This is a genomic window from Gilliamella sp. Fer4-1, from assembly GCF_001690515.1.
Taxonomy (GTDB): domain Bacteria; phylum Pseudomonadota; class Gammaproteobacteria; order Enterobacterales; family Orbaceae; genus Gilliamella; species Gilliamella apicola_C.
Genome location: NZ_LZGZ01000289.1, coordinates 1 through 8,290, shown reverse-complemented (window position 1 = coordinate 8,290; position 8,290 = coordinate 1). Strand labels below are relative to the sequence as shown.

Here is an 8,290-nt window from a genome sequence, read left to right as displayed (position 1 = left end):
TAAATCACATGATATAACCATTAATTATATCCAGCCCGGTAGCCCTTATCAAAATGGCTATATTGAACGATTTAATCGTACCTATCGTACTGAAGTACTCGATTTATATCTTTTTAACAACTTAGCGCAAGCAAGGAGCATAACTGAAGAATGGTTAACGATTTATAACACCGAAAGACCGCATGAGGCATTAAATAACATGACACCGATTGAGTATAAAACACTAAAACAAGCAGCATGATTTTCTACGTGAGTTGTGTAATAAGTTTGGGGTATTTACATTTACAATGCGTAAACAACATAGGAAAATCCAGCAGATGAAATCTTTTTAAATAAGGTTAATAAAATATAAGATTTTTTAGATTTATTCTGGCCAACTAGGCCTTTGCTAGAAAATAATTGAATAAAAATATACAGTTTATCTATTTATCTAATAGGTTATAATACCCATACTAATCAAACTACATAGAAAGGAATGAAAGGAATGAAAAAAATAATTGGTATATTTTTACTTGGATTGCCTATGTTGTCTTTAGCATCAAATTGTGATGAAGTGAGTGGCAAAATTGCTGAAAAAATTAAAAACAACGGTGTTGATCAGGCTAAATTTCAATTGAAACTCGTGCCAACCGATCAATCGCAACAACAGCATGAAGGAAAGCTCGTTGGATTTTGTGATAATGGACAAAAGAATATCTTCTATGTACGTTTAGATGGTGTATCAACAAAATCCTCTAAATCTACAAATAAAAAGGTAAATAATAAATCGACAAGAACAAAAGTAACAGACCAAAATGCTGAACTACCTGAGTTAAAAATAGATACGTCAGTACCAAGCCCAAAAACACAAACAATACCTGTCATAGTAAAGTAATAGCAAAATATATATAGTGCAAATTAATTTTAATATGCTTTAAATGATATTTTATTGGCACAAATCATATTATCACTTTTAACATGTAGGCGTGCCAGTCTTTATATTAAGCAGTATTTCAGGAGTTAGAGTGTTTAAATCAAAATATAGTGTTCCTAAAAATATAGATAAACGCATTTCAGCGTTAAAATTAAAAATATCTTCAAGCAATACTTATATTGATTTTTTGAAAAAATATAATGTTGTTGTTTTTGATAATGAAGCCAATATTGACTACTGTATTGATTGTGAGGGCGAGTCATTGCCCTTAGAGGTCATTTTGGGTTTTTCAAAGGAAGATAGAGAAGATTTATTGGCTACCAACCATGGCTATTTAAATAGGATACCTGAGGATTATTTTGCCGTAGCAACGCTTAATTACGGCGATTTACTTTGCTTAAGCCCAAATGGCGAAGTTTATTATTGGGAGCATGAAGTGAATGATCTTTATTTTGATATGTCTGTAAAAGGCGGTTATCTAGAACAAAATACTAATCTGAAGTTTGTTGCAAATTCGTTTGATGCCTTTTTATCAATGATTATTAAAAGTGAAGTTGAGGATGATTATGATCCTGATGAAGATGAATATAATAATCCTAACATTCCTTTTCCTGATGAAACATTAGGTTTTTGGTTGGTATATCCTAAAGTTTTTTTTGGTTTACCAAAAAACATGATTGCTATTTATCTTAAAAAACTAGCGCTTTCTGAAAAAGGGCGTGAAGTGCTTGCTAAATTTAAAGAAGAAGGGCTTTTGGGATAATTGTTAAATTTATTAGCTTGATCTTGCCTAAAATGGCGAATTAATCACTTAGAAATAGCACATATCCCTCTTAACAAAGTTAGTTGAGCTTGTGTGTTTTTTTAACATGGCTTTCTAAGATATATGATGAGTAATAAATGAAAAAATCATACTTTGTAACATACGGTAGTGATAAATCTAAAGAAGAAATAAGTGAATTTTTGCATAGTCAATTAGATATAACTTGCTGTGAACATGATAGTTTTTATTTTGGCGTGTACTTTTCTTACTCTGGAACTTATGCGGATAAATTGACTATTAAAGATAATTATATTTCACTATCCAATGAGTGGTTGAATGAAGAATATAAACAGTTCAATACACTGATTGAAGCTTCTTTTATCAATGGGAAAAATGTTGATAAACTAGATAAATATAACACATTAAAAAAGCTGTTTAATCAATTCAGTGTGTTATCGATTATTAATGATAAATGCATTGAGGAGGATTAATTGCCACTAAATATAGTGAAAATATCAGACCTAAATTAGGTAAATGCTGGGAATTAAGTCTCTATTCAGATAAATATTAATACACAAGTTTACGTAATGCCTCCCTAAAATGGTACAGCTAAAAGTAGAATATCTTTAATGGTAGAAATAATAGCAATGGTAGAAATAATAGCGGATTTAGTTGTGAAAAAATGACAGAACACCAAATTATATCCATATTAAAAGAAGTCCAAGTAACGATTTTTGTTAAAGCATTGAAAATCTAGATGCTAATTATATAAGGATCATACAAGAGTCGTTTTTCATAATTGCCGTATTTTGTTGATTTTGTATACCCGATATGCTTACTACCAAGGTTAACAATATCATTTTATCCATTATGTAAATTAGCTATACCTAAATATTTTTCCATTTACTCATCAATTTTACGTTAAAGATTTTATTTATTTTTTTTGGGATTTATATTTTTATAAAAAATATTCAGGATTCTATACCGTTTGAGTGCGAAACTAATTGATTACATCAAATTTGATGTTAATAATCTCAATCAAGCAAGAAGAATAACCGAAGAATGGTGAATCATTTATAATACCTAAATGTCTTATAAGGGTTTAGATAGTATGACATCTATTGAATATAAATGACTAAAACAAGCGGTATCATTTTCTACAATGAAAAAATAGTCAGCCAACAAAGTCTTTTTATCATGAAGAAATATTAATTTATGCAACTTGCTAGTGTAATAGATGTTGATAATAGAGAGATTAAAATCGTATTACCAAAATGAAAATTACTTTAAAAAATAGAATAGACAAGCGTTTAGTTGAGTTCGAATCTGACTTAGGTTATGACGTTGCTATTTGGGGGAAAATAAACCATTATTAAACGTGGCTTATCATGTTGAATTAGATATTAACGATTTTTTTCAATGGGGTAGAAATATAACACTTGGGAAAAAACATGAAGCTTACATCAATTTGATTGATAACAACATCGTGTTTAATGCAAAAGTAATATCTTGTGAAGATAAAGGGGTTTTAGTTTTGTCAGTTGCAAATGATATTGTTTTTATAGAAACATCTGACACATGTGAAGTTGGCGCTTATGTCTCATTTTTTACTACGCCTGATAAAGTGATATTACATCCAATAGAACTGTAATATTTAAATAACTATGCAAGTTAGTTTGGCTTATCCATTTTGCTTGCTTCACCTTATTCGTCATAGCGAACTTTGGTCAGCGTAATAAACCAAAGTTTATTAACAGAATTTAAAATCAATAGATTAGGTAATATGTTAATGGTTGGTTAACGAATTTTAAATTTAAAAAATCTCCACTGTTAACGTGTTTGATATCAATACTGGCGGTAAATTAGCATTTTGATAAATTAGTGTGCTTCCACTGTAGAAAAGTATTTCAATTTGTCCTATATCATCTATATGGTTTACTGTATACTTTGGTAATGATTGAATGATATTAGAGGATAACAAATCATTAAAATTGGTTTTCATTATTCCATTTTTATCATCAATAGCTATATCACTTAAGGCTTGTTTATCCTCTGATAAGTTAAGTAGTTCGTAGTTGTTATCCCCTTTTTTGGATATGCCTATTTCGATATCAAAAATCCCTATTTTAGCCGTGTATAAAATTGCTGATTTCATTGTTTCTATTTGGCAATGATGAAGCAAAGACTCCCTTTTTAAACAAGGTAAGCTTTTTAAAAAGCCGCCATTATTAATAATATCAATAAGATCAATATGTAATGTTTTCATCTTTATAATATATATCTTACACTAAGTTGTAGCCATTTAAATTAATCATCATCATATACATAGCCATCAATTATTTTACCTTTATACCATACCATATTTTTATAGAGTATATTATCCTCATCAATGTAGTGGGGATTATCAAAATGAATATTATTTCTTTTTAGCAAACAATTATTATATTCATTGTCATTGCATTGTCTGTCTTGGTTGGTATCAATATTTTTTAACTGACAGCTGTTTTTCATATGGATATATTGGTGTTTTTTATAATGGTAGATACTTTGTATTGTTGTCAAAATCTTTTGTTGTTTTTCATTATAATCGTAACAATCTTTTTGACCCGTAGCTGTGTTATCTTTTGAGTTAAAATAGATATTACTGCCCCATAAGTTTGTTGCAACAAATTTACCATTGACATTAATATAGTAATCTTCGTTGTCTCCTAATCTAGACTGTGAAGGATATTTTTTAATGGCTAAATCAAGTTGGCCATCAAAATTGATATCTTTTAACTCAATACTGTTAAAGTAATTGTAGCTATAATTTAAATTTCTTATTTTTTGTAGTAATTGATGGTTATTTTTGGCATAAATATTAATACCAACCAGTCTAATTTTTTCTTGTTTTTTTTTCGATAATACCGCAGTAAAATAGGCTTTATCAGATGAATCAGATTGTAATAATTCTAAATGATTAAATTCATCCTCTTTTTTATTACTTATTTCAAATTGCTTTTGTAAAGTTACCGTATATTGTTGGTTTTTCTTGCCATCAAACCAATAACCCATCAAATTCTGGTTAAAAATTTTTGGCGCCTTGTTCTGTTCTGCCCATATATGATTAAATTTAAAATAACTGATTGAGTCTTTAAACTTTATTTGGTTAGTATTGTTATCGATATAAATATCGGTATCATCATAAAGCGTTAAATCAGTTTGCTTGCTTACATTATCGCATGAGCTAATAAACTTACAATCAGAGGATAATGGGTGTTGTATTTGTTTATGATCATCTTTATCAACCCAAAAAGCATTGATAAAATTGCTGTCTGAATATAACGTTATTTCTTTATTGGCAATATGGCCTTTGTAAACATAGGTTGAACCTAATACAGGAGAAGAGAGTATTAAAAGTAAAACAAGTGGTATATTTTTAATTTTCATTATTCCCTATCCGTAGGTATTATTTTAAATTTGAGTGGGTTAAATAATTAATTTCTATAGTTGCGATCATTATTTAATCGATTTAATTAGTCATGTTTACGAGTTTGAGTATAAACTAATTAAGCCATTTTTTTAATATCAAATGAACTCAATCTTTTAAAAAGAGTACATCGAAAAATTTATTTCATATCAAGAAACTTCAGGTAGTGTCATATTTCAGTATAAAAATAAGTGTTTTAAAAAACAATGAATATTAAGTTAGTGCAATTTTTATTCTCTAAATGGCGGTACTTTTAGTTGGAAGATGAAATTGAGAGGTATCTATACCTTCGTATTTAAGTAGGGCTATTTTTTTATCGATCCCGCCTGCATATCCTGTTAAGTTGCCATTTGCACCGATAACTCGATGGCAGGGAATAATGATTGATATGGGGTTATGACCAACAGCACCGCCCACAGCTTGGCTTGACATGCTTGCTTGGTGGTTTTGTAACGCTATCTGTTTTGCAATGTCGCCGTAAGTAACAACCTCACCATAGGGAATTTTGCATAAAATTTCCCATACTAAATGACGAAAAGGTGTACCTTTGGGCGCAAGTTCTAGTCTATTTAGATTCGGTCTTTTCCCTAAAAAATAATCATCAAGCCATTTTTGGGTAGAATTAAAAATGGGTAAATTAGGCTTTTCTTCTTTTTGTACAGTTATCATATCACCAAAATATTTTTGTCCTTCAATCCATGCTCCAACAAGTTTATCTTGCTGGCTGGCTAGGGTAATATGCCCCATTGGTGATGAATATTGGCATACATAAAACATATTAGCCTCCTTAATGCCTGATAAAATAATGGCAAATTATGCTTGTTTATGGTGATAAATACTACAAATTTATTTAATAATATTGCGAATAAATGGCAATGAAAAATATGGCTCATTAGTGAGCCATATATTGTAAAGCTATTTAGCCTAAAGTTTTTGGCTGAAGTTATTTAAACTGAAGTTGCTTAGGATAAAGTTAGTTAGTCTGATTTTTACCTTTTTCGACGTAGCTCATATCACCTAAACTTTCGACAATAAATTTTCCATCATCTGTATAGCGAATTTTAGTAACACTAGCATTACCTAAACCTTCAGTAATCGGTTTATCTAACCATTCTTCAACCATTGTCATGATTGCTAGCCCATGTGATACCACTAGCACGTTACCACCACCTTGCGCTTTGGCTGATTCAGCAATCGTTTTTAATGCTTCTTGCATACGTGTTTTGACTTTATTATAATTTTCAGCTTCGCCAGACTTTTCGACAACAGCGATAGCATCAAGCATCTTGTTAAGTTTGATGTTGCCTTTTGCCATATCTGCCATAAGATCTTTATCTGAGGCATAACCTAAATGTTTGGCTGCAGGGTTCCACATATTAGGATCGAGATCACCTTCAAAATCGCCAAAACAGGTTTCGCGTAATCCTTCCATTTCATTAATATTAATTGTTGTATCGCCTTTAGATTCTAAAACAATACGGGCGGTTTGGCGTGCTCGTCCTAAATCGCTTGAATAGGCGCTTATAAATTTGACATTTTTTAGACCTCGCCCTAGCTGTTCGGCAACTTCAACCCCAGGTTTTGTTAGTGGCGTATCAGACCAACCTTGAACACGGTGCACATTATTGAACATGGTTTTGCCATGACGTGTGACATAAAGATAAACGTCATCAGCAAAAGCTTGTGATACACTTAATATCGAAATTATTACTGTAGTGATTGATATAATAAATTTTTTCATTTTTTTCCTCATTTATAATAAGTTAAATCGGTAATCAATAACGGTTTCTGCCGAAAGTGTAGGTGAGCGCTGGTATTTCCCATGTCTAAGTTTTGGCGTAATATCTGATGCGCTCACTGTTTTATAAGACCATCCATATCCCACTTTAGATAAAATAGAAAGGTTTTTAAACATGCCACTGGTTGGTTTCCATATATCAAAAATGTTTATTTCGCCATTTTTTAATGTATTGTGTTTATAGTTAAATTGTCCATAATTCATATATAAACCTGTACTATTATCTTTAACAAAATCGTAACTCATTACGGTGGTTAGCACGAGCTCCCCGTCTCGCATATAATCTGCGCCTGCAGCCGCAAGGCCATTAAAACGCGCCCGCGTATTTTTGCCTAAATGTCGATTATAATGACCTAAAGCATTGTGTTTATTGGCATCGGTATAAGCCAATCCAACTTTGACACTCCAATCTTGCTCTTTCCATTCAACATCAGTTGCATAATGCCAAGCATGATCTTCAAACTCTTTTTTGTTTTGTTTCATCGCATTATAATTATCAAGTGCATAGCTACCATAGAATTGTCCGCCTAAAATAAGTTTTTGTATTGGCTTATAGGATAATTCAATTGCATGGCGTCTTAGGTAATTTTTGGCAACGCCATAAGAATAATCTAAAGTGATATTTTTATCTTTGTAAGCAATTTCTGCTGTGGAAATATTATTAATGACTTTTTTACGGTCATTCGTTAAAAAATGTAATTTTTTAGAGGATTCTCGTGGTAGGGTGCTATTTATATAAGCTAATGAAAAGTAAATATTATCATATTTAAAAATACCACTATAACCAAGATAACTATTCCGAGTCAGATGCTGAGTTGAGCTAATTACACCTAAATCTTTCAGACTATGCCAACCTGCTTTACCATTGAAATTAACGGCGTCATTGCCCAGTTTAACTTTTGCATAACGTTGGGTAAATTTATTAAAGCCGTGGGCATGGTGTTTGTTATAGCTTTTACCATCATTATACAGTAAATTACGGGTCGCAAAATAATCGCTCGCACCTAACTTAATTATATTGCTATATGTTATATCAAAACCAATTATATCAAGTAAATAGCCTGATTTATAATCAAAAGTAAATGCTTGCCCCCAAGCACTATGAACTTCTTTTGGTTGGGCGGCATTTTCTTTTAAATACTTCCAGTGATTACGAGTTGAAAAACCAAATTTAGAATCTTTAAAAAATGCATTATCTAAGATTGAGTTATTCATGGCTTCATTTGCAAATGTGGAACAACTTGGTATCCCTATTAACATCATTATTAGATATTTTATTTTCATTGTTATTTTCCTAACTTATTTTTATATTTAAAAAAACCTAAATGCTAAATCGGAGAACAATGC

The 8,290-nt window shown here is 30.9% G+C and carries 10 protein-coding genes; 5 read left to right on the top strand and 5 right to left on the bottom strand.

Annotated elements, in window-relative coordinates; all coding sequences use genetic code 11:
• The 5 genes from A9G30_RS09965 to A9G30_RS09945 all read left to right on the top strand — a co-directional run.
• On the top strand, positions 1 to 241 hold a 241-nt coding region (locus A9G30_RS09965), incomplete at its 5' end, for an integrase core domain-containing protein (protein ID WP_141672076.1).
• 243 nt (positions 242 to 484) lie between these two features.
• Positions 485 to 874, top strand: a complete 390-nt coding sequence (locus tag A9G30_RS09960) for a DUF1161 domain-containing protein (RefSeq protein ID WP_065588854.1) — start codon at positions 485 to 487, stop codon at positions 872 to 874.
• Positions 875 to 1,004: 130 nt separating this feature from the next.
• Positions 1,005 to 1,676 (top strand): SMI1/KNR4 family protein, encoded by a 672-nt coding sequence (locus A9G30_RS09955; protein WP_065588853.1) that lies wholly within the window; start codon positions 1,005 to 1,007, stop codon positions 1,674 to 1,676.
• A 137-nt stretch (positions 1,677 to 1,813) separates the two neighbouring features.
• A complete protein-coding gene (locus tag A9G30_RS09950) occupies positions 1,814 to 2,167 on the top strand; it encodes a hypothetical protein (RefSeq protein WP_065588852.1) in 354 nt (117 codons plus the stop codon).
• Positions 2,168 to 3,027: 860 nt separating this feature from the next.
• Positions 3,028 to 3,327: a hypothetical protein gene (locus A9G30_RS09945; protein WP_065588851.1), complete on the top strand. Its 300-nt coding sequence runs from the start codon at positions 3,028 to 3,030 to the stop codon at positions 3,325 to 3,327.
• A gap of 162 nt (positions 3,328 to 3,489) precedes the next feature.
• Here the strand turns inward: A9G30_RS09945 and A9G30_RS09940 are convergent, their stop codons facing one another.
• The 5 genes from A9G30_RS09940 to A9G30_RS09920 all read right to left on the bottom strand — a co-directional run bounded on the left by A9G30_RS09940 (position 3,490) and on the right by A9G30_RS09920 (position 8,227).
• Entirely contained in the window at positions 3,490 to 3,942 is a 453-nt protein-coding gene (locus A9G30_RS09940; protein WP_065588850.1) for a hypothetical protein, read from the bottom strand.
• Positions 3,943 to 3,983: 41 nt separating this feature from the next.
• The gene (locus A9G30_RS09935) at positions 3,984 to 5,105 is read right to left on the bottom strand and encodes a hypothetical protein (protein WP_065588849.1); all 1,122 of its coding nucleotides are present in this window, start codon (positions 5,103 to 5,105) and stop codon (positions 3,984 to 3,986) included.
• Between the two features lie 277 nt (positions 5,106 to 5,382).
• The gene (locus A9G30_RS09930) at positions 5,383 to 5,922 is read right to left on the bottom strand and encodes a methylated-DNA--[protein]-cysteine S-methyltransferase (RefSeq protein WP_065588848.1); all 540 of its coding nucleotides are present in this window, start codon (positions 5,920 to 5,922) and stop codon (positions 5,383 to 5,385) included.
• 196 nt (positions 5,923 to 6,118) lie between these two features.
• Positions 6,119 to 6,886, bottom strand: coding sequence for a histidine phosphatase family protein (locus A9G30_RS09925; protein WP_081295803.1), 768 nt, complete (start codon positions 6,884 to 6,886; stop codon positions 6,119 to 6,121).
• A gap of 12 nt (positions 6,887 to 6,898) precedes the next feature.
• Positions 6,899 to 8,227 (bottom strand): hypothetical protein, encoded by a 1,329-nt coding sequence (locus A9G30_RS09920; protein ID WP_065588847.1) that lies wholly within the window; start codon positions 8,225 to 8,227, stop codon positions 6,899 to 6,901.
• Between the last annotated feature and the right edge of the window lie 63 nt (positions 8,228 to 8,290).